Annotated in this window: 23 protein-coding genes and 1 tRNA gene; 12 read left to right on the top strand and 12 right to left on the bottom strand. The window is 63.7% G+C overall.

The features are described 5' to 3' along the window. The first annotated feature begins 40 nt into the window (after positions 1–40). Positions 41–307, top strand: a complete 267-nt coding sequence (locus tag V6X30_RS04965; protein ID WP_367983537.1) for a ComEA family DNA-binding protein — start codon at positions 41–43, stop codon at positions 305–307. A gap of 89 nt (positions 308–396) precedes the next feature. Next, the gene (gene galU, locus V6X30_RS04960; RefSeq protein ID WP_367983536.1) at positions 397–1,275 is read left to right on the top strand and encodes a UTP--glucose-1-phosphate uridylyltransferase GalU; all 879 of its coding nucleotides are present in this window, start codon (positions 397–399) and stop codon (positions 1,273–1,275) included. Between the two features lie 49 nt (positions 1,276–1,324). Here galU and V6X30_RS04955 read toward each other — a convergent pair whose 3' ends face one another. From V6X30_RS04955 to V6X30_RS04940, 4 genes are read right to left on the bottom strand one after another with little or no spacing between them, the layout of a single operon-like run. Next, a complete protein-coding gene (locus V6X30_RS04955) occupies positions 1,325–1,540 on the bottom strand; it encodes a YgaP family membrane protein (RefSeq protein ID WP_367983535.1) in 216 nt (71 codons plus the stop codon). An 11-nt stretch (positions 1,541–1,551) separates the two neighbouring features. Next, entirely contained in the window at positions 1,552–2,907 is a 1,356-nt protein-coding gene (locus V6X30_RS04950; RefSeq protein ID WP_367983534.1) for a hypothetical protein, read from the bottom strand. Positions 2,908–2,910: 3 nt separating this feature from the next. After that, positions 2,911–3,708 carry an outer membrane lipoprotein-sorting protein gene (locus V6X30_RS04945; RefSeq protein ID WP_367983533.1) on the bottom strand — a complete coding sequence of 266 codons (798 nt, stop codon included), beginning with the start codon at positions 3,706–3,708 and terminating at the stop codon, positions 2,911–2,913. Then, the gene (locus tag V6X30_RS04940; protein ID WP_367983532.1) at positions 3,705–6,305 is read right to left on the bottom strand and encodes an efflux RND transporter permease subunit; all 2,601 of its coding nucleotides are present in this window, start codon (positions 6,303–6,305) and stop codon (positions 3,705–3,707) included. The genes V6X30_RS04945 and V6X30_RS04940 overlap by 4 nt, the downstream gene beginning before the upstream one ends. 122 nt (positions 6,306–6,427) lie before the next feature. Between V6X30_RS04940 and V6X30_RS04935 the strand changes: the two genes are divergently transcribed. From V6X30_RS04935 to V6X30_RS04905, 7 genes are all read left to right on the top strand, one after another. Next, complete coding sequence (locus V6X30_RS04935) at positions 6,428–6,763, top strand: ArsR/SmtB family transcription factor (RefSeq protein ID WP_367983531.1); 336 nt, start codon at positions 6,428–6,430, stop codon at positions 6,761–6,763. A 79-nt stretch (positions 6,764–6,842) separates the two neighbouring features. Next, positions 6,843–7,307 (top strand): hypothetical protein, encoded by a 465-nt coding sequence (locus V6X30_RS04930; protein ID WP_367983530.1) that lies wholly within the window; start codon positions 6,843–6,845, stop codon positions 7,305–7,307. 52 nt (positions 7,308–7,359) lie between these two features. Beyond that, positions 7,360–8,451 carry an ABC transporter ATP-binding protein gene (locus tag V6X30_RS04925; RefSeq protein ID WP_367983529.1) on the top strand — a complete coding sequence of 364 codons (1,092 nt, stop codon included), beginning with the start codon at positions 7,360–7,362 and terminating at the stop codon, positions 8,449–8,451. A gap of 41 nt (positions 8,452–8,492) precedes the next feature. Continuing rightward, complete coding sequence (locus V6X30_RS04920) at positions 8,493–9,353, top strand: ABC transporter permease (protein WP_367983528.1); 861 nt, start codon at positions 8,493–8,495, stop codon at positions 9,351–9,353. Beyond that, the gene (locus V6X30_RS04915; protein WP_367983527.1) at positions 9,350–10,177 is read left to right on the top strand and encodes an ABC transporter permease; all 828 of its coding nucleotides are present in this window, start codon (positions 9,350–9,352) and stop codon (positions 10,175–10,177) included. The genes V6X30_RS04920 and V6X30_RS04915 overlap by 4 nt, the downstream gene beginning before the upstream one ends. Beyond that, a complete protein-coding gene (locus V6X30_RS04910) occupies positions 10,174–11,247 on the top strand; it encodes a polyamine ABC transporter substrate-binding protein (RefSeq protein WP_367983526.1) in 1,074 nt (357 codons plus the stop codon). Before V6X30_RS04915 ends, V6X30_RS04910 begins: the two co-directional genes overlap by 4 nt. A 2-nt stretch (positions 11,248–11,249) precedes the next feature. Next, positions 11,250–11,819: a pyridoxamine 5'-phosphate oxidase family protein gene (locus tag V6X30_RS04905; protein ID WP_367983525.1), complete on the top strand. Its 570-nt coding sequence runs from the start codon at positions 11,250–11,252 to the stop codon at positions 11,817–11,819. A 27-nt stretch (positions 11,820–11,846) separates the two neighbouring features. Here the strand turns inward: V6X30_RS04905 and V6X30_RS04900 are convergent. Together V6X30_RS04900 and V6X30_RS04895 are read right to left on the bottom strand one after the other, a co-directional pair. After that, positions 11,847–11,921, bottom strand: a tRNA-Asn gene (locus V6X30_RS04900). 77 nt (positions 11,922–11,998) lie between these two features. Beyond that, positions 11,999–13,189 carry a pyridoxal phosphate-dependent aminotransferase gene (locus V6X30_RS04895; protein WP_367983524.1) on the bottom strand — a complete coding sequence of 397 codons (1,191 nt, stop codon included), beginning with the start codon at positions 13,187–13,189 and terminating at the stop codon, positions 11,999–12,001. Positions 13,190–13,254: 65 nt separating this feature from the next. Here V6X30_RS04895 and uvrB point away from each other — a divergent pair, with 65 nt between their 5' ends. Then, on the top strand, positions 13,255–15,288 hold the full coding sequence (gene uvrB / locus V6X30_RS04890; protein ID WP_367983523.1) for an excinuclease ABC subunit UvrB: 2,034 nt from the start codon (positions 13,255–13,257) through the stop codon (positions 15,286–15,288). Between the two features lie 6 nt (positions 15,289–15,294). Here uvrB and V6X30_RS04885 read toward each other — a convergent pair whose 3' ends face one another. From V6X30_RS04885 to V6X30_RS04870, 4 genes are read right to left on the bottom strand one after another with little or no spacing between them, the layout of a single operon-like run. Further along, positions 15,295–16,431 carry an HlyD family secretion protein gene (locus tag V6X30_RS04885; RefSeq protein WP_367983522.1) on the bottom strand — a complete coding sequence of 379 codons (1,137 nt, stop codon included), beginning with the start codon at positions 16,429–16,431 and terminating at the stop codon, positions 15,295–15,297. Beyond that, positions 16,428–17,750: a TolC family protein gene (locus V6X30_RS04880; protein WP_367983521.1), complete on the bottom strand. Its 1,323-nt coding sequence runs from the start codon at positions 17,748–17,750 to the stop codon at positions 16,428–16,430. Before V6X30_RS04880 ends, V6X30_RS04885 begins: the two co-directional genes overlap by 4 nt. After that, positions 17,750–19,048, bottom strand: coding sequence for a glycosyltransferase family 2 protein (locus V6X30_RS04875; protein WP_367983520.1), 1,299 nt, complete (start codon positions 19,046–19,048; stop codon positions 17,750–17,752). The genes V6X30_RS04880 and V6X30_RS04875 overlap by 1 nt, the downstream gene beginning before the upstream one ends. Continuing rightward, positions 19,041–20,399 (bottom strand): TackOD1 domain-containing metal-binding protein, encoded by a 1,359-nt coding sequence (locus tag V6X30_RS04870; protein WP_367983519.1) that lies wholly within the window; start codon positions 20,397–20,399, stop codon positions 19,041–19,043. Before V6X30_RS04870 ends, V6X30_RS04875 begins: the two co-directional genes overlap by 8 nt. Before the next feature lie 189 nt (positions 20,400–20,588). Here V6X30_RS04870 and V6X30_RS04865 point away from each other — a divergent pair, with 189 nt between their 5' ends. Both V6X30_RS04865 and V6X30_RS04860 read left to right on the top strand, forming a co-directional pair. Continuing rightward, positions 20,589–21,653, top strand: a complete 1,065-nt coding sequence (locus tag V6X30_RS04865) for an HD-GYP domain-containing protein (RefSeq protein ID WP_367983518.1) — start codon at positions 20,589–20,591, stop codon at positions 21,651–21,653. Positions 21,654–21,758: 105 nt separating this feature from the next. Then, positions 21,759–22,952 (top strand): diguanylate cyclase domain-containing protein, encoded by a 1,194-nt coding sequence (locus V6X30_RS04860; protein WP_367983517.1) that lies wholly within the window; start codon positions 21,759–21,761, stop codon positions 22,950–22,952. 41 nt (positions 22,953–22,993) lie between these two features. Here the strand turns inward: V6X30_RS04860 and V6X30_RS04855 are convergent, their stop codons facing one another. Both V6X30_RS04855 and V6X30_RS04850 read right to left on the bottom strand, forming a co-directional pair. After that, positions 22,994–23,740 carry a ZIP family metal transporter gene (locus tag V6X30_RS04855; protein ID WP_367983516.1) on the bottom strand — a complete coding sequence of 249 codons (747 nt, stop codon included), beginning with the start codon at positions 23,738–23,740 and terminating at the stop codon, positions 22,994–22,996. 28 nt (positions 23,741–23,768) lie between these two features. Next, on the bottom strand, positions 23,769–25,265 hold the full coding sequence (locus tag V6X30_RS04850) for a SulP family inorganic anion transporter (RefSeq protein WP_367983515.1): 1,497 nt from the start codon (positions 25,263–25,265) through the stop codon (positions 23,769–23,771). Between the last annotated feature and the right edge of the window lie 50 nt (positions 25,266–25,315).

Here is a 25,315-nt window from a genome sequence, read left to right as displayed (position 1 = left end):
ACGCTCTCACATGCCATTTCTAGCAATGAGGGAGTATGTCATGAAGTCACTCATCCCCTTTGGCGGGCTGCTCGGCCTGGGTCTCTACGCCACCATGGCGATGGCAAGCGCAGAGACCGTGAACGTCAACGAGGCGAACATCGATCAGCTCCAACGCATCAAGGGTGTCGGCCCGGCGACGGCGCAGGCGATTGTCGAGGATCGCGAGGTCAATGGGCCGTTCGAGAACATCGAGACGATGACCCGCGTCAACGGCATCGGTGAGGCGACGCTCGAGGCCATGCGAGAGCAGGTCACGCTCGACTAGGCGGTTTGGGTGGGGCGCCTGACATGGCCCCCACCTTGCTTTACGCTTGAGCGTCAAGGAGAGCACCGCTTAAGGGAGTATCACGGCAGATGGCAAAAAGAATCCGCAAGGCCGTCTTCCCGGTCGCCGGACTGGGTACTCGGTTCCTGCCAGCAACAAAAGCCAATCCAAAGGAAATGTTGCCGGTGGTGGATAAGCCACTGATACAGTATGCCGCCGAGGAGGCGGTGAAGGCCGGGATCGAGACGCTGATATTCGTGAATGGACGCAACAAGCGAAGCATTCCGGATCACTTTGACAAGGCCTATGAGCTCGAGACTGAACTCGAGGAGTCGGGCAAGCTTGAGCGGCTGGAGGCCGTCCGCAACATCATCCCGCCCCATGTGGCCTGCATCTACATCCGCCAGTCGGAAGCACTGGGACTCGGTCATGCGGTGCTCTGTGCCGAACCGGCCGTGGGTGATGAACCCTTCGCGGTGATCCTCGCCGACGATCTCATCGATGACGGCGACGGGGATGGCTGCCTCGCCCAGATGGTCAGGCGCTACGACGAGCAGGTGGCGAGCATCCTCGGCGTGCAGCGCGTACCCGAGGCGCATACTGATCGCTACGGCGTTGTCGACGTGGAACCGGTGAGTGAGCGTCTTGGCCGGCTGAATGCCATTGTCGAGAAACCCAAGCCGGAGCAGGCTCCGTCAAACCTCGGCGTCGTCGGGCGTTACATCCTCAATGGCAGCATCTTCAACAAGCTCCGCCAGACCCGGCCAGGGGCGGGTGGTGAGATACAGCTCACGGATGCGATTGCCGCACTGATGCGGGATGAACCGGTGTTTGCCTACGAGTTCGAAGGCATGCGCTACGACTGCGGCGATAAGCTCGGTTATCTCCAGGCCACGGTCGAATACGGCGTGAAGCACCCGGACTTCGGCGAGGCCTTCGCCGCGTACCTTCGCCAGCGCACAGGCTAGGGGCGGGCCCAAGCGGCCACCCCTGACGGCGAAGGTGCTCTGTCGGGCCTCAGGCGGAGACCTTCTCTCGAGGCGCCTCTTCGCGAAACCCGATGCGCTTGAGAATGGCCATCGCAGGGCACCACCGCGTGAACGCCGACTGCAGCAGGTTGAAGCCCACGAATGCGGTGAACAGATACCATCCTGGATGGACCCATGTGCCCAGCGCGAGGCTGAGGAGCACAAAGAATCCCGCCATTGCCCGAAGTCCCTCGTTCACGGTCATGACCAGCCCTCCTAGAAGCTGTAGCGAAGTCGAAGATAAAGATTGCTGTTGTCTTCAAGCTGCGTGTGGAACGTCCAGTCGTCCGCCCCGCCGAACAGGTTTCCACCCGCGGTCCCGGTCAGCTGGTCGCTGAAGCGGTAGATCGCTCTCGGACGGAGGTAGTAGTCGGCATCCGACGGCGAATAGAAGGTAAACAGCGACAGGGTCAGATCCTGGCGCAGCAGCTGCCAGGTGATCCGGTTGGTCAGCAGATGCCGGTACTCGTCCGGTGCATAGGGGCGTTGAGCCGCCGGCAGATTGGCGACCAGTGCATCGTGGTCCCGGGTCCACTCCAGCAGGTACTGCCAGCCGAGGGTGAAATCCGCAAAAGGCTCGTTCTCGAACCCACCCAGGAAGCGCCACTGGTCGTTGGGCAGATTGGGATCGTCGCCGCTGCTGTCCTCGCCAGAGTAATAGGCCGTCTCCAGGTTGCCGATGCCACCGAGTACGGGGCGGCGCAGACTGGCGCCCAGCGAGGTTAGACGCGGGGAATAGGCCTCGCCCGTCGACGGGTCGACAGCACTCGGCTGGTTGTCGTAGCCGTGATAGGCATATCCGGCATACTCCACGCTATCAATGGTCTGGTAAACGCGCAGTGCGACTTCGCTGTCCCGGCCGAGGCTGTCGCGCTCGCGGGGGTCGATTTCTGGTGGCGCGGCGACGCGTCGGCCCTCCACAACGCTGAAGTAGGAGAGCCGCTCACCGGTGATGTACCGATTGGGCGCGGCCCGCGGCATCCAGACGAAGTCCACGTTGACGTCGCCGAACCAGGAGAGCCTGAGGGCGTCCGCGGGCGCCTTCAGGTATTCATCGTCACGTCCGCTGAAAAACGAGACATAGTCCTTGGGGAAGAGGTCGTTAAGGAATACGAGGTCTCCGGTGCCCCAGGTCAGAATCTGGCGGCCAACGTCGATATCCATCCGTTCGGTGAGCCGACCCGCCAAAGCCGCCTCACGCAGGTCACCACGCACACCATCCTCGACGCCGTCGATCCAGACATCCGCCTTGACCGTGGCTGTGTAATCACCAATCGGACGCTCACCCTCCAGCTGCAGTCGAGTCTCGTTCAGCGTGTAGTCGTCACCCACCGCGGGATCGTCATGGATGCGTGAGGCAGTGGCGCCGTCGATAAAGCCATACCATTGCCAGCCTGCCTTCTCTCCGGTCCATGGATCGTCACCCCAGGCTTCATCCCCCCAGGGATCCTCGGCCTCCGCGCTCTCCTGGGCCTTCAGCGGGGAGAGGACGGCGATCACGAGCAGTGCCGTCAGGACGCTGCGCCAGCACCCGCCGCTCCAGTCCCTCGTCATGCGATCGAGCGGTTTCATGGCTCAGTCCCGGCGCAGCCAGTCCCGCGGCGGGTTGCGCAGCGAGCGCTCGCTGAAGATGCGGTCCGGCAGGCCGACATCGTATTCCGAGAACCGGAACTGGGTGACGGTGTAGCCGCCGGAATCCAGGTCTTCCATGCGCACCTCGGTCCCGGTCGGGTAGCCGTCGATGGTTTCCACCTCGGTGACCTCCATGCGGCGATACACCTCGCCGGCATCGCGCTGGTACTCCGTGCGCATGGGCAGCATCGTTTCCCGGTCGATCCAGGTCCGGTAGCGGGCGAATTCCACCTGATCCGGATCCTTCGGCGTGCTCTCGATGACGTAATACTCGTCCGTCGTATCGATCAGGGTGTGTTCATCCTCCTCGGTACCCCGGCCGGAGATATCCTCATAGAAGAAGTGCGAGCCGACGAAGCTCGTCCGCTTGTCGCCGGCGGCAATGCGCTTGACCAGATCCAGTGCCGGCAGGTAGAGCCAGCGGTCATCGGACTCGCCAACATGCTTCTCCACCCGAAAGACCGTGCCTCGGATATCCGCCGGTCGGCTGAAGACCACCAGATAGCGTTGATCACCGCCTTCGACTACGTCCTTGCGGAGCAGGGTGAATTGCCGGCGCTGCCGGTTGTCGTTGCCATCGACGATCAGCATGCGAGCGGCGGAACGACCATCGTCGCCGGCGTAGTAGGAGGCGATGTTCGCCTCCTCGACGATCTGTTCCGGGTCAGTCATCTGGGCACTTGCCGTGCCTGCCACGAGGCCGGCGACGACCAGCCAGGTCAGGGGCAGAAAATGTTTCATGACGCCTCTCCAGTGGATTGCGTGGATGCGGTGGTCCGGTCGGGCATGATCCGGCGTTGACCGAGTTTCATGATGGCGGGCAGCAGAACCACCGATGCGATGGCCGACGCCGCCATGATGCTGGCCAGGAAAATCCCCACCGTGTTGTAGGGCACCAGCGGTGCGGCCAGCAGCGGCAGGAAGCCGACCGCAATGACGATGGCGTTGCGGCTGATGGCCCGCGCCGGCTCCTTGAACATCAGACGCATGCTCTCGGCGAAGTTCCCCGTGCGCCGATAGTTCTCGCGGCTGCGCTCGATGAAATGGATGGCAAAGTCCACGGACAGGCCGAGGGTGAGCGAGGACAGCACCGCGATGGGCATGTCGTAGTACTTGCCGATCAGGCCGACCACGCCGTAGATCAGCGCGATGCTTACGGTGAGCGGCACCATGGCCAGCAGTCCGAAGACGACCGAGCGGAACAGCACCAGCATCATCAGCGCCACCATCACCCAGGCAATGGCCAGACTCTGCGCCATGCCCTTGACCATGGCGTCCTGCCAGACCACGTTGATGTAGTTGAGCCCGCCCCAGCTCATGCTCACGCCCTCCGGCAGCGGGTTACGCTCGACATACGTATTGGCTCGGTCGATCACTGCCTGCATGTCCTGGTTGTCACCGCTGGAGAGCTGAAGCCAGAGGTTGGCCGCCTGATAATCCGGGGTGACCATTCGCCAGAGGTCATGGGGGCGATGCGAGCCCTGGAAGCTGAGGATGGTCTGCGCCACCGCCTGCCGGGAATCCGGGATGCGATAGTCCCCGGCGTCGCCGCTGCGCAGCTCGCGATAGACCGTGCGGACAAGGTCCGAGACGGTATTGACCTTGCCGACTTCCGGGCTCTCCGCCAGGGCGGCCTGGAAATCGGCGATGTAGCGCAGCATCTCGGGGCGCTGGAAGGTGTTGAGCTCGCCCCGGGTCTCATCGATCAGCGTGAGAAGTTCCTCCCACCACGGATAGGCGGCATCGTCCGCGGTGAACAGCTGATCCTCGACCTCCAGGCTCAGCGTCTCGAGCAGCGCACGGAAGCCGTCGGCATCGCGTGCCGCCTGTTCCCGCAGCTGCGTCCAGGTATCGCCTATCCGCGCGCCGTCGGCGCGGGCCTGATCGATGATCTGCCGGGACTGCGTCCGAAAGCGTTGCGGAGCGTCCTCTGCCTGCGCCGATTCGAGTCGGAGATAGGCGCTGTAAGTGCCGGCGAAATGCTCGTTGAGCACGCGATCGGCGACCCGGATGCGATGGTCCGACTGGAACCAGCGCACGGGGTTGTCGTTCACCGTGATCTGGCTGATGCCATAACCGCCGATGACCAGTGCGATGGCGAAGATGCTGACCACCAGATTCGCCCGGCCGACGGCAAAGCCTCCCAGGCGCGTCAGCCCACGGGCGAGGGGGGTGTCATCCGGGGGGCGGCGGCTGCCCGCGGCACGCAGGGCCTCCAGCCGCTCTGGCTTGAGACGCACCGCGTAGGCCGGGATGAAAATCACCGTGAGGATGAACGCCAGCACGATGCCGGCCCCGACGAACAGGCCGAAGACCTGTACCGGTGGAATCGGGGTGAAGGCGAGCGACGCGAAGCCGATGCCGGAGGTGATCGAGGTGTAGAGCATGGGCGTGAACAGATGGTCCATCACCTCGGCCATGGTCTCCCTCGCGCCACGCTCCGGGCGGTAGCGGTCGGCGAACTCCGAGATGATGTGGACCGAATCCACCACGGCGATGGGCATCAGAAAGATGGGGATCATTGAGCTCATGATATGGACGGTGAAGCCCATCCCGATGAGCGCTCCCATGGTGGTCAGCACCACCGCGAAGGCCATCAGCATGGGCGCCACGACCAGCGTCACCGAGCGGAAGAACCACCACATCAGGGCAAAGATGACCAGCGCCGCAAGGGGCGCGGAAATGGCCATCTGGATGAACATCTCGACGCCGAAGGTGTCTTCCGCCACCGGCAAGCCGGTGATATGGAATTCATCATTGGTGTCGAGTCCGGCGATCAGATCTTCAATCTCGCCGGCGATGCGATGGCTCTGGTCCTTCGCCTCAATGGGGACGTAGATCGCCGTTGCTTCGCCATCTCCGGAGATCAGCGTGTCGCGGAAGAGGGGTAGGTCAAGGGTGGCATCACGGATCGCCCGGGCTTCGGTCTCGGTCTCCGGCGGCGTGTTCATCATCCACTCAAAGCGGATGGTGCCGGGGCCGGCCTGTTCGATATTGTCCACCGTCGCCAGGGACAGCAGATCGCGCCGGATGACGCCGTCGATCTCGGCAATCTCCTTGCTCAGCGAATGAATCGCGCCAAGCGAGCGCGGGTTGAACACACCCTCGTCCCCGGATTCGTTGACGACACCGACGACGATCATGTCATGCAGATTGAACTGCTCTTTGATGGCGTTGTGCCGCACGCGGTCTTCCTGATCCGCGGGCAGCATGTTCTCCGGGTCGGTATCGATCTGTATGAGGGGGATCAGGGCCGTACCCAGCAGGGTGAGCAGCAATGTCCCCAGGAAGACGATCCGGGGGTGATCCATGGCGAGACTGGCGATACGGCGACCCATGTCGTCTCCTGACCCAAGTGAGCGTTTCACTATATTCCTATATAGTCATATAGTAAACAGTACGTTTTTCGTTTATGCTTGCAACCCTGACGTTAGCGTTATGCAGGCGCAGGAGGGCGGTCATGGCTGGCAGCGAGCATCAAACACCGGAATCGATGGAGCTCATCGCGCAGTATTTCCGTGTGCTGAGCGATGCCCAGCGGCTGCGGATACTGCACTGCCTGCAGACCGGCGAACATACCGTCGGCGAAATCGCGGAACTGACGGGTGCGAGCCCTTCCAACGTCTCCAAGCATCTCGGCCTCCTGCGCGCCAATGGCCTGGTCGGGCGGCGGCAGGAGGGTAATCGCGCCTATTTCGGCATCACCGCGCCTTTTATCTTTGAGCTCTGCGATATCGTCTGCTCCGGTGCCCGCAAACGGCTGCAGCATGAACAGTCCCTTCTCCCCCAGACGTAAGCGCTATCTTCCGATTCCAGTGCTGTCCTGGCCTGATGCACGCTGAAGCCCTCTTTCCACGCTTTAGGAGGGCGTTCCCATGACGACGCGACAAAGCCGCCGGCGGGTCCTCGCCGGACTTACGATGCTCATGCTCGGCAGTCAGGCCGGGCTCCCGGCCATAGCCAATGCGCAGGGGAAGGGCGGTAGCAGCGGTAGCGATGGAGCCGGAGATACCGATCGTGACCGCCTGCGCGAGCACCAGGCGGACGGCACGGGCGATCGCGACCGACTCATGGATCAGGATCGTCTACATGACATGGATCGCCTGCGCGACCGCCTGCACCAGACCGAGGACAGTGCCGAGCGGGAGCGCCTGCTCAATCGGTATCGCCAGCAACTTGACCAGGCAATGACCCGGCTGGATAACCTGCCCGAGCCCGCTGCCAACCTCAGCGAGGCCCAGCGCTTACGGCATCTGGAGCAGCGTGATGCGCTCATGCAGCGGTTGATGCGGCATATGTGGAGCTATCAGACCGAGGTTCGCGGGGATCTCGGCGGATAAGTCCCGCGAACGCCAATGCTTCCCGTCTTTCGGTATACTGGCCGGCTAATACATGCACCACCGCCGGGAGGCGATGCGCATGACCGGTCATGCATTGGCGCGGACGGCCTCTTCCATTCGGATCGAGGCTGTTACCAAAAGCTTTGAGCGCGGTGTGCCGGCGCTGGATGCCGTCACCCTCGACGTCGAGGCGGGGGAGTTCTTCACGCTGCTCGGCCCCTCGGGCTGCGGGAAGACGACGCTGTTGCGGGTGCTCGCCGGCCTGGAGCAGCCGGACACCGGTCGAATCGAGATTGGTGGCTGGTCGATGGCCGGCGTCCCACCCCATCGTCGAAGCGTCAACACCGTTTTTCAGTCGTACGCGCTGTTTCCCCATCGGAATGTGCGCCAGAACATCGGGTTCGGACTGGAGATGCAGGGCGTGCCCGGCGCAGAGATCGCCGAGCGTTCGCAGGCGATCGCCGAGCTGACGGGGATCGGGGCGCTCCTGGAGCGCGATGTCGCCCAGCTCTCGGGTGGTCAGCGTCAGCGCGTCGCTCTTGCGCGGGCCCTCGTCAACGAACCCGATGTGCTGCTGCTCGATGAGCCGCTGTCAGCCCTCGATGCAGGCCTCCGTGCCCATCTGCAGCTCGAGCTCAAGCGCCTGCAACGGCGACTGGGCATGACGTTCGTTTTTGTGACCCATGACCAGGAGGAGGCCATGGTCATGAGCGATCGCATTGCCGTGCTCAACGCCGGGCGCATCGCGCAGGTGGACACGCCACAGGGCGTCTACGAGGCGCCGGCGGATCTGTTCGTCGCCCGGTTCATGGGCCATGAGAACTTTGTCCCCATCCGTCAGCGCGACGCCGCGGGCGTCGATACGGCCATCGGGCGCCTGGATGGTGATTTTGGCGCGGGCAGCCACCTGCTGCTGCGACCGGAAGCCATCCGCCTGGATAGCGAGGCGGCACAATCGCCGAATCGGTTCACCGCCCGGGTCCGTGAGCGGCTCTATCGAGGGGGGACAACGGATTACCGACTCGACTGTGGCGAGGTCCAGCTCATGGCCAGCTGCGCAAATCGGGGCCAGCGTGCCCATGAAGTCGGTGATACGGTCGAGGTCGGCGTCTCCGATCGCGGCACGGCAACCCTCGCGGGCTGAGGCTGGTCAGATTGTCCGCTTTGCGCCGCGAAACCGCTCATATGCTCATCACCATTGCCCCGGGCGCCCTTTGCATTCTGGTGTTTCTGGTACTGCCCAGTGCCTATCTGGTGGGCATGGCGTTTCTCACCAATGGTCCCTATGGATTGCCGACACTGCCGCTCAGCCTGCAATCGTTCCGCGAGCTTGCCGGATTCGGTTTTCTGGGCTGGAGCCCGGGTAATCTCTATACGCTGATCCGGTCCGTCTGGCAGACGCTGCTCGCCACCGCACTGGTCATTCTCCTGGCCTATCCCGCGGCCTACTACATCAGCACCCGACCGGCCCGCTGGCGGCCGTTGATGTTGCTGGTCATCGTGGTGCCGTCCTGGACCAATCAGGTGATCCGTTCGGTGGGCTGGATGAATATCTTCGCACCCGGAACACCGGTGTCCGATTTCGCCGCGCTGCTCGGTCTCACGGCGCCGCAGATGGGCCTCTTCCCCTCGCAGTTCGCCGTCATCGTCGGGCTCGTCTACAATTTTCTCCCGTTCATGGTGCTGCCGCTCTATGCCGCCTTCGAGCGCCTGGACACCGAGCAGGTGGAGGCGGCAAAGGACCTGTTCGCCAGCCCGGTGGCGGTGTTTCGCCATGCGGTCTTCCCGCAGACGCTGCCCGGGTTGATGGCCGGCACCGTGCTGGTGGCGATCCCGGCATTCGGGATGTATGTCGTCACCGAACTCCTCGGTGGCGGCAAGGCAACCATGATCGGCAACCTCGTGGCCCGGCAGTTCGCCCAGGCGAGCAACTGGCCGCTGGGGGCTGCCGGCGCCATCATCATGATCGCGGTGACGCTCATCGGCCTGAAGGTCCTGCGGGATCTCGGCCGGCGCCTGGGCGGTGATCGAGAGGTCGTGCTGTGAGGCGGGGTGGCCTCGAGTATGCCCTGCGGGCCTTCTGGATCGTGCTGCTGGTGTTCCTGTATGCGCCGCTCGCGGTGGTGGTCTTCTTCTCGTTCAACAGCATCAATTCGTCGGCGCGCTTTGCCGGCTTCTCGCTGCAGTGGTACGAGCGGCTTTTCCGCAACGAGGCCATCGTCTCGGCATTGACGAACACGGTGGTGCTGGCGCTGGTCTCGACGCTCATCGCCGTGCTGATTGGCGGTCTGCTCGGATATGGATTCTATCGCTACCGGCTCGGTCGGTTGAGCTGGCTGATCTGGCTCATCTACCTGCCGGTGATCATGCCGGATATCGTCTTCGGCATTGCCGAGATGACCTTTTTCGTCGCCATCAATGAACGACTCGGCATTCTCTCGCCGGGTCTGGGCACCATGGTGATCGCCCATGTCACTTTCCAGGTGCCGTTTGTGGCTTTGCTGGTCAATGCGCGTCTGCTGTCGCTGGATCCGCAGCTGTTCGAGGCCTGTCACGATCTCTACGCAGGGCCGTGGCAGCGGGCCCGGTTCTTTCTGCTGCCGGTGCTGCGTCCGGCGATCCTGTCGAGTTTTCTGCTGGCGCTGACGCTGTCCATCGATGATTTCGTCATCAGCTTCTTTACCGCGGGCCCGCAGAGCACCACACTGCCCATCTATATCTGGAGTGCCATCAAGAAGGGCGTCACCCCCGAGGTGAACGCCATCGCCACGCTGATGATCGGCAGCGTTTTCGTGGTGGCACTTTTCAGCCTGCTGGCCCAGCACGGGGCATCCGGGGGAAAACAATCCAAAGGGGGAACAAAGGCATGACGCATCGCAGGATCGGGGTACCGGCAATCGCGCTCGCACTCGCTGTCGGGGCCGGGCAGGCCGCAGCCCAGTTCGAGGGGGAGACCCTGTCGCTTTTCAACTGGTCGCAGTACATGGACCCGGCGATCATCGAGGGTTTCGAGGACGAATACGGCGTTGAGGTGGTGGAGAACTACTTCAATTCCAACGGCGAGATGTTTGCCAAGCTGCAGGCCGGTGGCGTCAGCCAGTACGACATCGTCGTGCCGTCGAATTACTATGTGCCCCGTCTCGTGGAGAGCGGCCTGGTCCAGCCGCTGGATCATGAGCGCCTCGACAATCTCGATAACCTCATGGGGACGTTCATCGATCCGGATTTCGATCCGGGCAACCAGTATTCCGTGGCGTACCAGTGGGGCACGACCGGGCTGGTATATGACCGTGATGCGCTCGGCGATGTGCCGGCCAGCTGGTCGGTCCTGTTTGACCCCGAAGTCAACCCGGATGCGCCGTTTGCGCTGCCCGAGGACGCCCAGGTCACCCTCGGTGCGGCCTGTGCCTGGCTGGGCCATGGCTACGACTGCACCGGTCGGGACGCACTGGAGGAGGCGGCACGCCTGGTGCTCGAGACCAAACAGCGGGACAACTTCGCCGGTTTCATCCAGGGGACACCGGTACTCCAGCAGCTCGTCCGGGGCTCCGTGGCCGCGGGGATGACCTTCAACGGTGATTACCTGTTCTTCAAGTCGGAGGATCCCGAGGGGTTCGAGAACATCGAATACGTCATCCCGGAAGAGGGCGCCGAGGTCTGGGTGGACAATATGATGATCCCCGCCGAGGCCCCCAATCCGGCCCTGGCGCACGCATTCATCGACTATATCCTGCGTGCGGAGGTAGGTGCTCAGCTGTCGAACTGGAACTACTACTCGAGCCCCAACGCGTCCGCTCTGCCCATGCTCGACGAGGTCCTGCAGCAGCCGCCGATCACTCCGACCGATGCCGAGATGGAATCGCTCACCTTCATACCGAGCCTGAAGGGAGACGACCTGCAGTTCCTGCAGCAGGTCTGGCGTGAGGTGGAGTCGCGGTAGCGGTGAACCCCGAATCGCACAACTGGGCGACGTCGCTGCCGGGGCTGCATGATCAGGCCTGGAAGCGCCTCGGGCGCGGGGTGGCGGATCGTCGCGCTGCGGGGCGTCATCCCACGCTCGTTACGGTGGACGCGAGCGGCAGGCCGCAGGCGCGTACCGTCGTGCTGCGCGCCGCGGACCGCACGGACGCCTGTCTGAGGATCTACACGGACCGGCACTCGGACAAGGTAAAGGAAGTGCAGGCGAACCCGGTCGCCGGCGTGCATTTCTGGGATTCCGCAGCCCATCTGCAGATTCGGCTACAGGGGGATGTATCGGTCCTCTCGGGCGAGTCTGTCCGGGCGGTCTGGGGGCGCCTCCCGGATCATGCCCGGGATTGCTATGGCCGCGATCCGGCGCCGGGTAATGTCCTTGATGACGCGCTTGCCTACCGGAAATGGCCTGAGCCGGACGCATTTGCTGTCCTTGAGATCAGGCTCCAAGAGATGGACATTCTTCATCTGGGCCGCGATCATCGCCGCGCCAGATTCGAGCGATCGGATGGTTGGGCCGGTCGGTGGGTGGTGCCGTAGGGCTGAGGTGGGGGATCGACGGATGAGTGGCTCCCCGGGACGGATTCGAACCGCCGACCCAGTGATTAACAGTCACTCGCTCTACCGCTGAGCTACCGGGGAATCGCCTTTTTGTCGAAGCGCGTAGTTTAGCGCCTCACGCCGTGCCGTCAACCGGCACGGCGTGATGGCAGGGCCGTTCAGTCGCGCCTGAACACGCCCTCGAGCCGGTCCATGGCCTTCTGCAGGTTGTCCATGCTGGTGGCATAGGAAATGCGGGCATGGCCGGGGAGGCCGAAGGCCGTGCCGGGGACGAGTGCCACGTTGGCCTCGCCGATCAGGTACTCCGCGAGCTCTGTATCCGTGCTGACGCCTTCGATGCTGTCGATTGCCTCACTGACATCCGGATAGGCGTAGAAGGTCCCGTCACCGGCAATGCAGCAGACACCCCGCATGGCGTTCAGGCGCTCGACGACATAGTCATGGCGCTCGCGGAAGGCCTTGACCATCGGCGCAATGACGCCCTGATCGCCGTCCAGTGCCGCCACCGAGGCGGCCTGCGAGATGGAGCTGGCGTTGGAGGTGCTCTGCGACTGGATTTTCTTCATGGCGCCGATGACGCGGGCGGGGCCCGCGGCATAGCCGATCCGCCAGCCGGTCATGGCGTACGCCTTGGAAACCCCGTTGACCACCACCGTGCGGTCGACGAGATCCGGACAGACCATGGCGATGTTGCTGAACGGCTCGTCGGTCCAGAGGATATGCTCGTAGATATCGTCGCTTGCGATCAGCACCTGCGGATGCCGGCGAAGGACCTCGCCCAGAGCCTCGAATTCCGCCCGGCTATAGGCGCTGCCGGTGGGGTTGGAGGGGCTGTTGAGCACCACGATGCGGGTGCGCTCGGTAATGGCCGCGTCGAGTTGCGCCGGCGTGATCTTGAAACGCTGCGACTGGTCCGCCTCGACGATGCGGGGCACGCCGTCGGCCAGCAGGGCCATATCCGGATATGACACCCAGTAGGGGGCGGGAATCACCACCTCGTCACCGGCATTCAGCACGGCGGTGAACAGGTTGTAGAGGCTCTGCTTGGCGCCTGAGGAAACCAGGATCTGGTTGGCCTCGTAGGCAAGGCCGTTATCGCGCTCGAATTTGGCCTGAATGGCCTGCTTGAGCGCCGGGGTGCCGTCCACCGGGGTATAACGGGTCTGGCCGTTGCGGATCGCCTGGATGGCCGCTTCGCTGATATGCTCGGGCGTATCGAAATCGGGCTCGCCGGCCCCGAGGCCGATGATGTCATGCCCGGCGGCGCGCATCTCCGCGGCGCGGGCGGTGACGGCCATCGTGGGCGAGGGCTTGACGCGTTCCACGCGCTCGGAAAGTTGAATATCCAAGGATCGCCTCCACTTCTGTTGTTTGGCGTGAATGATACGCGAAACACCATCGGACCTGCATTGCCATGACGGATCAGACACTGCGTTTTCAGATCGAAAGCGAATTCGAGCCCGCGGGCGATCAGCCCGCCGCGATCGAGTCGCTGGCGGCCAGTCTGCAGGCGGGCCACCCGCACCAGACCCTGCTCGGCGTGACCGGGTCCGGCAAGACCTTCACCATGGCGAGCCTGATCGCCCGGGAGCAGCGGCCCGCGGTGATTCTTGCGCCGAACAAGACGCTGGCGGCACAGCTATACGGGGAAATGAAGGCGTTCTTCCCGAACAACGCCGTGGAGTACTTCGTCTCCTACTACGATTACTATCAGCCCGAGGCCTACGTGCCATCCTCCGACACCTTCATCGAGAAGGATGCCTCGGTCAACGAGCATATCGAGCAGATGCGGCTGTCGGCGACCAAGGCCATCATCGAGCGGCGCGATACGATCATCGTCGCCTCGGTCTCGTCCATCTATGGCCTTGGCGATCCGACCGCCTATCTGGAAATGGTGCTGCATCTCCAGCAGGGCGAACAGGTCGATCAGCGTCGCATCCTTCGCCGGCTCGCCCAGCTGCAGTACGCCCGCAACGACTATGATTTCTCCCGGGGGACCTACCGTGCCCGCGGGGATGTCATCGATATCTTCCCCGCGGAGTCCGAGGATGAGGCGGTGCGGGTCGAGCTCTTCGATGACGAGATCGAGAGCCTTGCCTGGTTCGACCCGCTCACCGGGGAGGTACTGCGTCGGGTTCCACGCCTGACGGTCTATCCGAAATCGCATTACGTTACGCCGCGTGAAACGGTGCTGAGCGCCGTGGAAAAGATCAAGGTCGAGCTCAAGGAACGGCTCGAGCAGCTGCAGGGCGCCGGCCGGTTGCTCGAGGCGCAGCGGCTGGAGCAGCGCACCCGCTTTGACCTGGAGATGATGCAGGAACTGGGCTACTGCAATGGGATCGAGAACTACTCGCGCTATCTCTCCGGGCGTGGCCCGGGGGAGCCGCCACCATGTCTCTTCGATTACGTGCCGGACGACGCCATTCTGTTCATCGACGAGTCGCATGTGACGGTTTCGCAGGTTGGCGGCATGTACCGCGGCGACCGCGCGCGTAAGGAGACCCTGGTGGAGTACGGTTTCCGACTGCCCTCGGCGCTGGACAATCGGCCGTTGAAATTCGAAGAATTCGACGAAATCGCCCCGCAGCGCATTTACGTCTCGGCCACGCCGGGTCCGTACGAGCAGAAACACGCCGCCACGGTGGCGGAGCAGGTCGTGCGACCCACCGGTCTGGTGGATCCGGCTGTGGAGGTCCGCCCGGCCGGAACGCAGGTGGATGACGTGCTGGGCGAGATCACCGAACGCAGTCAGGCAGGCGAGCGCGTGCTGGTCACTACGCTGACCAAGCGTATGGCGGAAGACCTCACCGAGTATCTGTCAGAAAACGGTGTGCGGGTGCGCTATCTGCACTCCGATATCGATACCGTGGAGCGCACCGAGATCATCCGTGACCTGCGGTTGGGCGAGTTCGATGTGCTGGTTGGCATTAATCTGTTGCGAGAAGGGCTTGATATTCCAGAGGTTTCTTTGGTCGCTATTCTGGACGCGGACAAGGAGGGCTTCCTGCGTGCCGAGCGTTCACTGATCCAGACCATCGGCCGGGCAGCGCGCAACGTCAACGGCCGGGCCATCCTCTACGCTGATCAGATCACCGACTCCATGCGCCGGGCGATCGACGAGACCGAGCGCCGGCGGGAGAAACAGATGGCCCACAACGAGGCCCACGGCATCACGCCGCAGGGTATCCGCAAGGCGATCGCCGATGTCATGGAGCGGGGCGGTGCCAGCGCACCCGACACCGCCGAGCACTATGCCGAGGTGGCGGAAGCCGCGCGCGCCTATGCCGACCTTACCACTGCTCAGGCGGTCAAGCGGATCAAGGCGCTCGAGCAGCAGATGCACCAGCACGCCCGCAACCTTGAGTTCGAGGAGGCCGGCAAGCTGCGAGACGAGATCAAGCGTCTGCAGCGCCATGCGCTGGGTGAACCGGATCGGGATACCGCCTGAGCGGGATTATTGCGTCTCGCGGCTCTGGGCGATGGCGGTCACCGCACCCTCCATGGCCGGCATCAGATCGAGGCGCGTGAGCGCCACATCAAGGCCGCTTGCGAACTCGACGGAAACCGGCAGGCCATGCACCGCCATGGGCTCCGGCACCGTCTCGTTCAGGCCGATGCGCACCATCAGCGCGGCTTCCGCGTCCTGGATGAGCTGTCGCATGGTCGCTGGCACCCGGCCGGTCAGTCGCGGCCGGCCGATCACCTCGCCCAGTAGGCGGCTTCCGTCCGGGAGGCGAACCTGGACGATGCCGCCGGCTTGCACAAAGGCGCCATCGGCGGGGCGCAGGTAGGCGGTCAGCTCGGGAACGGAGGGTCGGGTCATGGTCAGCAGGGTTGTCCCAGGGCCCACCGTGTCGCCGGGTCTGACCTCGACTTCGACAACATCGCCGTCCACATCGGCACGGATATCGAGAAAGGTTTGATTAGTCCGTGCGATATCCAGTGACAGGCGCAGCTGCCGCTCCCGCTCGCGCAGGCTGGCGTCCCCCTGCTGCAAGGCCCGCTCCGCCTCGAGCGCGCGTTCCCTTGCCTCCATCAGACGACGACGCGTCTCCTGCAGTCGGGCCGCCACCTCGTACTGTTCGCGTCCCGTGATGGCGCCCCCGCGGGACAGGGTCCTGACCTGCTGCAACCATTCCGTCTGATCATCCAGCAAGGTCTCCAGGGCGGCGATTTCGTCGCGTGCGATCGTGAGGCTGCGTTGTGCCTGATTACGCGTCCGGGCCTTGTCTGCCCGGATCCGCTCGAGTTCCTGGCGTAGATGGCGGATCCGCCCCTGGATTTCCGGATTCTCCATGCGGATCAGAGGCTGTCCGGCCCTGACGCTGTCGTTCTCTTCGACAAGCACCTCCCGGACAACGCCGCTCACCATGGCGCCGGCGCGGGTCGTTTCGTAGGAGAGCACGCCGCTCGCGTCCACCATGAGGCCGCCCCGCAGGATCATCCATGCCAGATAAATCAGTGGGCTCGAGACGACGAGTATGACGAGCAGCCAACGCACCCGCGGTGTCGGACGCCGGGCAGCGCCGTACTGGACGGGAATACCGCTCCCGATTCGACGCGTGCCCTGGCCGGTGAACTGAACTCTCATGACGTCGGGATCTCCTCGCGCGGCATGTCCATTGCGCCCGGCCGCGGTGTGCGGCAGCCGGGTGTTTCGAATCGCTCCAGCGGTGCGCGGGCGAGCAGCCATTCGGCCTCGCGATCGAGCCGCTCCTCGGCGATCTGATACCAGCGGATCGCAGCGCGCAGAGCTGGCATCGGGCTGCGTGTCAGACCGGACTGCAGTCGACGTCGCTCTTCATTCCAGTCGTCGCGGGCCTGGTCCAGACGCTCATCGGCGGCCTGCCGGGCCTGAGTGGTGTTGCGCAGCGCCGCCATGGCCATCCCGATACGCCCGCGCAGTGCCTGCCGGTTGGCCTCAATCCGACGCTGGACCTGAAGGACTTCCGCGTTGCGCAGATTTCGCCGCGCATCACGTGCCTGACCCAGGCTGAGCGGGATTTCCGCCGTGAGCCCTACGCTCGTCTCATCGCCGTTTTCGTCCCAGTCCTCAACAGTCTGGGTATGGGTCAGCACCAGGTCCGACTGGACCTCATCGGTGAGCCCGCTAGCGCCGCGTTCCAGCAGTAATGCCAGTTCCTGGCGGGCGCTGTCGCTGATCGGGTCGGCGGCCAGCGCTGCCTCGAGGAGTACTCCCTCACGCCGGCAGATCCCATTCTCCACCGGCCAGCGAGGGTCGAAGGCGCTGACGCTCTCGCCCAGCAGGGCCTGCAGTGTATTCAGCTGCATTTGCCGATCATTGCGCGCCCGTTGCCGGTTTTCCCGCGCGATGCGCAGAGCCGAACGCGCCTCGGCAAACTCCGAGGCGCGAAGGGTGGTACCAACCTGGGATCGAAGCCCTTCAAGGCGCTCCGACAGTGTCTGCTGCCAGGCTGATGCCAGCCGGTAGCGGCGATCATTGATCCAGTATTTCGCATAGGATTCGCGCAATTCGTTACCTACGTCCTCGGCGACCTCACCGCTTATTCCCTCCGCGCGTAAACGCTGTCTTTCAAGCGTGAGCAGGGCTTTCCGCTGCGCCGTCCTGCTGCCGAGCAGGGGGCGACTGACGCCGATGTTCCCCTGCAGACGGTCGTATCGTCGGTTGCCGTTATTGCCTTCGATCTCATTGACGGCGGCGCCCGACAGGGCGCCAAAGGCACGCCAGCCGCCCTCGGCTGCTAGTTGCCGGCGCTGCTGCTCGATGACATCCGCTTCGGCGCGCGCGGCCTGTACCCGGGGCGAGGTGTGCACGGAGGCGGCGAGTGCCGTGCGCTCGAGCGGCGGCTCTCCATCCATTGCGAAGACGCTGGAGAGCGACGGGGCCACGACGGTTAGAGAGAGGGTGAGAGAGAGGACGAAACGCATCAGTATCGGCTCCTTTTCAGGATCCACCAGGGCGCCATGCTGGAGTCCTTGTGGGTCTCGAGGACGATCTCGGCGAGGATGGCCACGGTTGACCACAACCGCATTCCCCCTCGGTAGAGCGGGAACAGTGGCAGCAGGAGGAGCAGTGGCAGGTCCTCGCCACGCCGCTCCGAGAGCATGGCAATGGCGATAACGGTCATGACCAGCGAAATCAGCAGATACAGGCCATAGATGAGGATCAGCCCTGCCATTACCTGCTCGGCAGGCCGTGTCATGACAATCCAGATCAGATAGATCACGATGACAAAGGGCAGGACGATCTGGTGGAGCAGCCCATACCAGAGGGTGGCGATGAGATTCGGCCAGCCCATGATGCCGGGTGCGAAGGCGCCACGGTGCTTGCGGGCGTAGATATAGAACAGATCACCGTCCCAGCGCAGGCGTTGCTTGAGGAGCTCGCGGAAGCCGGACGGTGCATCGGTATGACCGATGGCGTAGGGCTCAAAGCCGATACGCCGATCGCGACGGCGGTGACCATAGCGTTTCAGGCGCATCGTCATGTCGAGATCCTCGGCGGTGCCGCACTCCCAGCCCCCCATGCGGGTGAGGACATCCCGGCGGAAGACGCCGAATGCGCCCGAGACGTTGTTGAGGAGATTGAATGAGCCGAGCCCGGTTCGGGTGGCGATCAGCCCCACCAGATACTCCAGCGCCTGGAATCGGGTCCATAGACTGGCTCTGCGATTGCGGACCCGCAGCGTGCCAGTGAGCGCCAGCATGGCCGGGTCGGCCATACGCGACACCGCCTCGGCGACCATGTCATTGTCGAAGCTGGTATCACCATCCAGCGCCATGACGATCTCACCGCGACTGAGCTGCAGGCCGGCATTCATCGAAGAGACTCGTCCGCCGCGGTGCCATTTGGGCAGGATCTTCAGCGTACGTTTTGGCGACCGGGCCAGCTCCGACTTCATGGCCTGCAGCGCCTGCCACGTCTCGCGGTTGGCCGAAGCTCCATCGACAACGGCGAGAATCTCGATGGACCCGGGGTAGATCTGGCTGGCGAGGCTGCGGATGGTGTTCTGGACCGCCGGGCCCTCGCTGTAGCAGGTGATCACGCAGCTCACCGGCGGCGCATGCAGCCGCGGCTGTCGATGGGCCCGCCGATGGATCAGACGATAGCGAATGATGCCGGCGATGATCAGTGCGTAGAGCGGCAGCTCCAGGATCAGCACCATGGGAAAGACCGGTTGCTGGGACGCCATCATCAAGGCGGCTTGAACAGAGGCTTCAAGCATTCGCTGTGCCTTCGGATGCTCGAAGCACCTGGTCCATGACGGACCGCGCATCCTTACCGAGGCCGCGCAGATCGGACGAGCGCAGCACACGCGCTGAGAGGCTCAGTCCGGCCTCGCGTGGTGTTCCCTCGTCGCGGATCGCACTCTGCAGCCGATCGAGGATGACTTTCGCCTCCCGTGAATCCGCCTGCGGCATCAGGATCCAGAAATCGGGCTCCCGGGTTCGCGCGCAGATATCGGCCTCGCGCAGGAACTCCGGCAGTCGTTCCGCGAACTCCCGGACCAGGACACGGGCCTGCGCCCGGCCTTGCGCCGACTGCGCCGGTGCCGGCCAACGCAGTTGGATGAGTACCAGGGCAAACCGGCAGTCGGAGTGCGCCCGGGTGATTCCCATCTGCCAGTCGAGTAGATGCTCAAAGCGCTCGGGGTTGAGATAGCGATCGGCATCGAAGCGCTCGAACACCCGACCGGCGCTGCCGTCCAGGGCGCTCATCCGTCCGTATTCGGTGAGCTGGTACGTGCCGGCCTCGCGCGTCGTCAGCATTTCCGGATGGCATTCATGGCTGCAGATGCTGCATCGGGCCACGACATCCGGCTCCGTGAAGCGGTCTCCGCAGCGGCGGCACAGGTAGTGCTCAAGCGGCCGGTCATAGTCTGTGCCGATATGGCGCAGACGCGCTCGGCAGTTGGGGCATTGCAGACTGCCATCCGACATGAACCGCCCCTGGCTCTCGACATGACCGCAACGGAAGCAATGGATGGATTCATCGGCGGCGATATCGATCCGTGCGCAGTTCGGGCAGGTATCGACGAACAGCAGATGGGCGCCGCCGCAACCCGGGCAAAGACGCAGCCGCTCGACGAGCTCGCGTCGGACCAGCAGTCCTCGGGCGGCCAGTACCGACAGGCTCTCGCCGCTTTCACCGGCGCCCAGCGCGGCCAGGAGGGGGAAGCGGTAGACGGTGGGGCTGCGCCAGTCACGCAATGGTGCCAGAGGGCGGGACGGCCGCAGCGCGAGGTAGCTGATCAGCCGTGCCTCCGGCGTTGATGCCGGCAGTGCATGCTGGCCATCGACCTCGCGCCAGTGTTCGGCGGCCATGGAGGCGGCTTCGGCCTCGTCATTGACGATACCGTCCAGAAGCATCGCCAGCTCGGCGCCATGCGTACCGTCCGGCGGTGGGCCCGACGGCAGCGCAAACAACGGATAATAGGCATGGCGGGGATCGCCACGCTGGGCGCGCGCGGCCTCCAGCAAGGCCTCTCCCGTCAGTCCCGTGATGATCAGTCCATCGAGTTGATCATCGCCGATGACGACGAGATTCGATCCTGGCCGCTCGCTGCTGAAATGCATGGGTTCGGGTCGCTCCGTGGGCTTGTTGCGGTGAGTGCAACGAGACGGTAGGAGCAGAGGGAGAGAGCGACAATGCGCCGTTTGGGTGAAAGGTCCACCGAATGCAGCGAAATAATGAGCTGGTAATATAATCAGCTATCGGCGGGTCGGACCAGCAGGACCCGGACAACCGGGTGAAATGGGGGATCCTTGGACCAGCTCTCCAGCATCAGCGAGCAGCTCGCGCGCATTCATTCGCGGGTCATTGCGGCCATTCCGGAAGTCAATCGGATCGCCTGTGCGCTTTACGATGCGGAAAGTGACGAGCTCACGACCTATGTGGACAGCACTTTGCAGGGGAGGCCGCTGAAAGGCTACCAATTCCATTTATCCGATAGTGCTTCTCTCTCCCGTATTGCGCAGACGGGGCAGACGCGATATCTGCCGTTTCTACAGGAGTCCCTGGACCGGGACCGTCGGCACTCCCGCTGGCTGCTGGACGAGAACTACCAGGCCTCCGTCACCGTGCCCATGTACAAGCGTGGGCAATTCCTCGGTTTCACTTTCTACAACAGTTTCCTGCCGGAGGCGTTTCCGGCCTCAGTGCGCGAGGATCTGGAAGCCTATGCCGCGCTCATTGCCGATGCGATCGTCAGCAGTGAGCTACCTGTCAGGATTCTGGAGCGGATCACCCGCCTGCGGGACTCTGAGACGGCCGACCACCTCTCGCGCATGGGGGCTTACTGCCGCCTCATCGCGTCCGAGCTGGGGCGGAAGAGGCGCCTCGAGGATGAGCGCGTGCAGGATATCTATCTGCTCGCGCCCCTGCATGACATCGGCAAAATCGCCATTCCTGATGCGGTTCTTCTGAAACCTGATGTCTTGAATGAGGATGAGCGCCGCGTGATGCAAAAGCATGTGGAGGTCGGGCTCTCCTTGGTCGACGACCTCAATGCGCTATGTGCGTTTTCCCCGCAACGCTTCGAGTGCCTGTCACGTATTGTCGGCGAGCATCACGAACGGCTTGACGGAAGTGGCTATCCCCTCGGGCTCTCCGGCGATGAGATCTCGATGGAAGGGCGCATTACCGCCGTCGCGGATGTATTCGACGCCCTCATTTCCGAACGGATCTACAAGCCCGCCTGGAGCGAGGACGAGGCGATCCAGGAGCTGCAGCGCCTGGTGGAGGTCGGTCGGCTGGATGGCTCGTGCGTCGATGCACTGCTCCTCAACCTACCGCATACCCGGGCAGTGAGACGCCTATATCGAAACTGACCGCTGGCTCGAAATGCCTGAGATTCGGGGATAATTCGCGCCCTGCCAGGCGGCTGAAGCGCTATTATCCGGCGGGTTTCCAAGCATGACGTTTTTCTGACTCTGATGCGCCAGTTGGTTTCGACCGGCATGGAGGCGCGCCTCCGCCGCTACATCGTCTCGCTGTTAACGCTGTTCGCCATCGGCTCGACTACGGCGACCGCGGCGGGCCCCGGGGGCCAGTCGCTCAGCCTCGGTGTCCCGGCCTACCGCCTGCCGATTGTGAATGTTGCCGTAGCGGGTCTCGTCGGGCTTTCCCTCTTCGCGCTGCTTGGCTTCCTTTACTCCCGGCAGCGCCGGCTGGAACGTCATTTCCGGGGCGAAAGCGACTACTACGCCGCGGTGGTGAGGATGCGCCACCGTGACGGCCACTGGGTCTGGGTTTACGACCGCGGGCGCGTGATCAGTCGCACCTCGGATGGCAAGCCGCACTGGGTGCGCGGCACGCATGTGGACGACACCGCCAGGCATCGACTGACGGAAGCGGAGCGCGCCTGGTACGGCCAGTTCCGGATGCATGCCAACAGCGTCCCGGGCGTTCTGTATCAGTTCCGATCGGATGCGGAGGGCAATTTCTCTTTTCCGTTCGTCTCGGATCGACTGCGCGCGGTGCATGGATGTGACGCCGCTGAGGCGTTCGTCTCCACCGTGCGTAATCAGGAACGCGGCACGGTGCGCCATATCGCCGTCGTCCACGACATCAGCGAGCGGCTGCGCTACGAGGATGAACTCAGACGTCTGGCGAGTTACGACACGCTGACGGGACTGCCCAATCGCCGGCTGCTTGCCGATCGTCTACATCAGGCGATTGCCCACGCGACCCGCACTGGCGAGCATTTCTCGGTGGGCATGCTCGATCTGGACTGGTTCAAGCCGGTGAACGACCGCTACGGGCATGAGGCCGGTGACGAGGTGCTCTGCGTTATCGCGCGACGGCTCAGCAATCACCTCCGCGCCGAGGATACGATCGCCCGCCTCGGCGGGGACGAATTCGTCCTGGTCATCCGTGAGAGCGCGGATGATGGCGCGATCTTCGACCGTATTCTGGCTGCGATCAGCGAACCGATCCCGCTGCGTGGGGTCGGTGCCATCGTCAATGTGTCCGGCAGTATCGGCGTCGCGCACTTCGATGCCGACATGCCGCTGCAGGGTGATCAGCTCCTGCGGCATGCGGATCAGGCGGTCTACCGCGCCAAGGCATCGGGCCGCGAGCAAATCGTCACCTTCGAGGCGATGGAGGCCGGCAGCGAGGCGCTATAAGGCATCCGTGCCGGCCAATTAACGGGATAGCGGCAACGCCATCAATGCGGCAGCATGATCTGTAGGGCGGACATGCCCATGAAGGCGAGGACAACGACGATACCCACCGCCGAGGCTGACAGGTCCCTGTTCGCATCGGGCATCATCTCGGCGAATACCATCCAGATCATGGCGCCGGCAGCCAGGCCGAGACCAATGGGCAGGAACGGTTCGAAGGCGGACACGGCGAGATAGGCGGGAATGGCCATGAGGGGCTGGGGGAGACTGGAGAAAATCGACCATCCGGCCGCCTGCCAGACCGGAACGCCACGAGGGACGAGTACCAGGGCGATCGCGAGGCCTTCCGGGATATTGTGGATCGCGATCGCTGCCGTAATGAAGACACCGAGCTGCTCCCCGCCGCCATAAGCGACTCCGACTCCGACCCCCTCGGCGAAAGAATGGATGGTCATCACCCCGACGATCATGATGGCCTTGCGGGCGTTCGCGCCCCGCAACTCACCGATGTCGGGCGTATCGAGATGATCCATCAGGCGGTCAGAGAGCACCACGAGGACAAGCCCGCTGGCGATGCCGATCAGGGTACGCCATCCATTGATGCTGTTGCCCTCGGTGATCAGGCTGAAACTGGCGGCAAACATGAGCCCGCCGGCCATTGCCGCACCAACCGCCAGCCAGCGCGTGCTGACGCGATCGGCGAACATCAGCGGGAATGCCCCCAGGCCCGTGGTGATGGCCGTGATCAGGGCCGCAATAAAAACCGTGAGCAGCGAGACTTCGATTGCCATATGTGATCCCCGGGTCTATCCGGCCGCGTCAGTGTCCCACCGAACTCGCGCCGGGATCATCGTAGGCGGATAACTCGTCCATCAGGTGGGCGCCCTGTCCTTCGGGATGCCGCACCGCGACTTCGACGCCGTTGCGACGCAGCTTGCCGACGACACGGTCGACGGCGCCGACGGCCGAGCTGTCCCAGAGCGTGGCGTGGGTCAGGTCGATGGTGACCCGGGGAACGCCCGCGCCATAGTCAAAGCCGGCGAGGAAATTATCGACCGCCACGAAAAAGAGCACACCGCGGACGTCGTATGTCCGATGTCCTCCGTCATCGCTGTCCCGGGCGGTGACCTCGATCTGGCGGGCGAGTTTGCGGACGAAAAAGACCGCGCTCAGCAGGACACCGGCGAATACGCCCTTGGAAAGATCGTGGGTGACCACCACGGTGACGACCGTCACGATCAGGACGAAGGCATCACTGCGCGGCATTTTCCGCAGCATTGAGAAGGTGCTCCAGTCGAACGTGCCGATGGACACCATGATCATCACCGAGACCAGCGCGGGCATCGGGATCATGGAGACCAGGTCGCCGAGGACCAGAATGAAAAACAGCAGGTAGATGCCTGCCGCGAGGCTGGAGAGCCGCCCCCGGCCACCCGATTTCACGTTAATGATCGACTGCCCGATCATGGCGCATGAGGCCATGCCGCCGAACAGCCCGCAGACGATATTACCGACCCCCTGGCCATTGCACTCGCGGTTTTTCTTGCTTGGCGTGTCGGTCAGATCATCGACGATGGAAGCGGTGAGCAGCGATTCCAGCAGGCCGACGATGGTCAGGGCCAGTGCCGTCGGCAGGATGATCTGGAGGGTCTCCAGCGTGAACGGCACCGTCGGCAGACCGAACATCGGCATGCCCGATGGCAGATCACCCATGTCACCGACTGAGTTGAAGGGGTTGCCAAGGAAATAGGCCGCGGCCGTCAGTGCCACAATGGCGACGAGCGCCGGGGGGATCGAGCGATTGATGTAAGGGAACAGATAAAGGATCGCGAGCCCGGCGGCCACCATCAGGTAGGTGGGGATCCCGTGTCCGACGAAGTGGGGGATCTGTGCGAGGAAGATGAGGATCGCCAGGGCGTTGACGAATCCCTGCATCACGGTGCGCGGGATGAACATCATGTAGCGCGCGAGCCGGAGCCACCCGAATACGATCTGCAGCACGCCGGTCAGGATGGTGGCGGCGAAGAGATACTCCACCCCGTGTTCCGCAACCAGCGTGATCATCACCAGGGCCATCGCGCCCGTGGCGGCGGAGATCATGCCGGGACGGCCGCCGGTGAACGCGATGACCACCGCCATGCAGAATGAGGCGTAGAGCCCTAGGGCGGGATCCACACCGGCAATCACGGAAAATGCGATGGCCTCGGGAATGAGCGCCAAGGCGACCACCATGCCGGCGATCAGGTCACCGCGCCAGTTGAAAAACCAGGAACGGTGTAGCGCGGCACCGTAGCGCTTCAATGTATCGGGTTGCATTTCCTGCCTGTCCGCTGGCGCGGATTATTCAGTCGGGCTCAAGCCGGGAG

This window comes from Spiribacter sp. 1M189 (genome assembly GCF_040838345.1).
Taxonomy (GTDB): domain Bacteria; phylum Pseudomonadota; class Gammaproteobacteria; order Nitrococcales; family Nitrococcaceae; genus Spiribacter; species Spiribacter insolitus.
The sequence above is the reverse complement of the archived record's forward strand: the minus strand, read 5'-3'. Positions and strand labels throughout refer to the sequence as shown.

Coding starts and splice junctions, on each gene's coding strand:
- V6X30_RS04965 (WP_367983537.1), top strand. CDS start 41: ATGAAGTCACTCATCCCCTTTGGCGGGCTGCTCGGCCTGGGTCTCTAC.
- galU (WP_367983536.1), top strand. CDS start 397: ATGGCAAAAAGAATCCGCAAGGCCGTCTTCCCGGTCGCCGGACTGGGT.
- V6X30_RS04955 (WP_367983535.1), bottom strand. CDS start 1,540: ATGACCGTGAACGAGGGACTTCGGGCAATGGCGGGATTCTTTGTGCTC.
- V6X30_RS04950 (WP_367983534.1), bottom strand. CDS start 2,907: ATGAAACCGCTCGATCGCATGACGAGGGACTGGAGCGGCGGGTGCTGG.
- V6X30_RS04945 (WP_367983533.1), bottom strand. CDS start 3,708: ATGAAACATTTTCTGCCCCTGACCTGGCTGGTCGTCGCCGGCCTCGTG.
- V6X30_RS04940 (WP_367983532.1), bottom strand. CDS start 6,305: ATGGGTCGCCGTATCGCCAGTCTCGCCATGGATCACCCCCGGATCGTC.
- V6X30_RS04935 (WP_367983531.1), top strand. CDS start 6,428: ATGGCTGGCAGCGAGCATCAAACACCGGAATCGATGGAGCTCATCGCG.
- V6X30_RS04930 (WP_367983530.1), top strand. CDS start 6,843: ATGACGACGCGACAAAGCCGCCGGCGGGTCCTCGCCGGACTTACGATG.
- V6X30_RS04925 (WP_367983529.1), top strand. CDS start 7,360: ATGCACCACCGCCGGGAGGCGATGCGCATGACCGGTCATGCATTGGCG.
- V6X30_RS04920 (WP_367983528.1), top strand. CDS start 8,493: ATGCTCATCACCATTGCCCCGGGCGCCCTTTGCATTCTGGTGTTTCTG.
- V6X30_RS04910 (WP_367983526.1), top strand. CDS start 10,174: ATGACGCATCGCAGGATCGGGGTACCGGCAATCGCGCTCGCACTCGCT.
- uvrB (WP_367983523.1), top strand. CDS start 13,255: ATGACGGATCAGACACTGCGTTTTCAGATCGAAAGCGAATTCGAGCCC.
- V6X30_RS04885 (WP_367983522.1), bottom strand. CDS start 16,431: ATGAGAGTTCAGTTCACCGGCCAGGGCACGCGTCGAATCGGGAGCGGT.
- V6X30_RS04880 (WP_367983521.1), bottom strand. CDS start 17,750: ATGCGTTTCGTCCTCTCTCTCACCCTCTCTCTAACCGTCGTGGCCCCG.
- V6X30_RS04875 (WP_367983520.1), bottom strand. CDS start 19,048: ATGCTTGAAGCCTCTGTTCAAGCCGCCTTGATGATGGCGTCCCAGCAA.
- V6X30_RS04870 (WP_367983519.1), bottom strand. CDS start 20,399: ATGCATTTCAGCAGCGAGCGGCCAGGATCGAATCTCGTCGTCATCGGC.
- V6X30_RS04860 (WP_367983517.1), top strand. CDS start 21,759: ATGCGCCAGTTGGTTTCGACCGGCATGGAGGCGCGCCTCCGCCGCTAC.
- V6X30_RS04855 (WP_367983516.1), bottom strand. CDS start 23,740: ATGGCAATCGAAGTCTCGCTGCTCACGGTTTTTATTGCGGCCCTGATC.
- V6X30_RS04850 (WP_367983515.1), bottom strand. CDS start 25,265: ATGCAACCCGATACATTGAAGCGCTACGGTGCCGCGCTACACCGTTCC.